Below are 1,593 nucleotides of genomic sequence, written 5' to 3'. Positions count from 1 at the left end.
CGCCCGGACCGACGGCCAGACGCCCGACCCCGAATGGGAGGGCAAGCTCGATCGCGCGTCGCGGAAGTTCCAGTCCCTCGCCGAGCGCGCCGCGCGCTGGGTCGGAATGCGCCCCCCGCCGAGCGCCGATCCGGAGCCGGCCGCGTAGCCGGCCGACCCGCACCGTCTCCACGACATCCCCCGAACCGCCGATCGGAGCCCCTCGCATGATCCGCCTACGTCCCGCCCTCGCGGCCGCCTGCATCCTGGCGGCGACGCCCGCGACGGCCGAGCGCGTCTCCGTCCTCGTCTTCGACGCGTCCGGCTCGATGTGGAACCGGGTCGAGGGCGACCTCAGCCGCATCGAGGTCGCGCGCGACGTCATCGGCGAGTATTTTGGCACCCGCGACGGCGCGGTGCCGCTCGCCGTCGTCGCCTACGGGCACAATCGGCGCGGCGATTGCGGGGACATCGAGGTCGTCTCGCCGATGGGGCGCACCGCCGCGAGCGCGCTCGAGGCGCGGCTGCGCGGGCTCACGCCGCGGGGCATGACGCCGCTGACGCAGAGCCTGCGGCGGGCCCGCGCCGAGATCCCGGACACGGCGGAGGCCGCAGACATCATCCTCGTCACCGACGGGCTGGAGACCTGCGAGGGCGACCCCTGCGCGCTCGCAGCCGAGCTCGCCGCGGAAGGGATCGAGATCCGCGCCCATGTGGTCGGCTTCGGCCTGACGCGCACGGAGGTCGACGCGCTCGCCTGCATCACCGAGCAGACCGGCGGCCGGCTGTTCCAGACCAATTCCGGCGCGGAGCTGGCCGACGCCCTCGCGCAGGTGGGCGTCGCGCCGGAGCCGGAGCCCGAGCCGGCCCCCGAGCAGATCGCGTCGCTCGTCCTGCCCGACAAGGCGGAAGCGGGCTTCCGCTACGCGATCGAATGGTCGGGCGACGTACGCTTCACGGATTATCTCGGGTTCGTGCCGCAGGGAGGGACGCAGGGAGTCGGCTTCGGCGGCTTCGGGNCTCTACGACGTGATCATCTCCAGCACCGGCCGCGGGGTCATCGCGCGTGAGACCATCGAGGTGGTGCCGCCGGCCATGGGCTTCGAGGCGATCGGATCCGTGGAGCCGGGGACACGCGTGCGCTTCGCGTTCCGCGGACCCGAGCGGATCGAGGAGCGGATCGTGATCGCGCGGCCGGGCGATCCGCCGAACACGCGCCTGGGCGATTGGGCGTTCGCCCTGCACAAGAACGGCGTGACGGGGCTCCGGGTCCCCGAAGAGCCCGGCGAGTACGAGGTGCGCTACGTCGATCGCGGAAGCACCGAGATCATGTTCTCGCGCCGCTTCGGTGTCGGCATCCCCTTCGAGGACACGGACGCGACGACCGCAGCGGAGCTCGCGGCGCAGGCCGCCGCCGCGACCCGCGGCGCGCCCGATCAGGACGAGCTGCCCGAGGTCGAGGCGACGTTCCGCTTGCCGGTCGATCCGAGCCTCGGCGGCTCCGTGTCGTGGGACGCGATCCCTCTCGACGACGCCATGTCGCCGGAGGCGTGGGCGCCCATGGAGAGCGGCACCGTCGTCACGGGTCGCTTCGAGGCGGGGCTCTGGCGCGTC

Annotated in this window: 2 protein-coding genes; both read left to right on the top strand. The window is 73.4% G+C overall.

Annotation, left to right across the window (positions count from 1 at the left end; translation table 11 throughout):
• Positions 1 to 206 precede the first annotated feature (206 nt).
• A complete protein-coding gene (locus tag IEX89_RS24070) occupies positions 207 to 1,049 on the top strand; it encodes a vWA domain-containing protein (protein WP_188915836.1) in 843 nt (280 codons plus the stop codon).
• On the top strand, positions 1,009 to 1,593 hold a 585-nt coding region (locus tag IEX89_RS24065; RefSeq protein WP_210317709.1), incomplete at its 3' end, for a hypothetical protein. The genes IEX89_RS24070 and IEX89_RS24065, both read left to right, overlap by 41 nt.

The organism is Salinarimonas ramus, from assembly GCF_014645695.1.
Classification (GTDB): Bacteria; Pseudomonadota; Alphaproteobacteria; order Rhizobiales; family Beijerinckiaceae; genus Salinarimonas; species Salinarimonas ramus.
The sequence above is the reverse complement of the archived record's forward strand: the minus strand, read 5'-3'. Positions and strand labels throughout refer to the sequence as shown.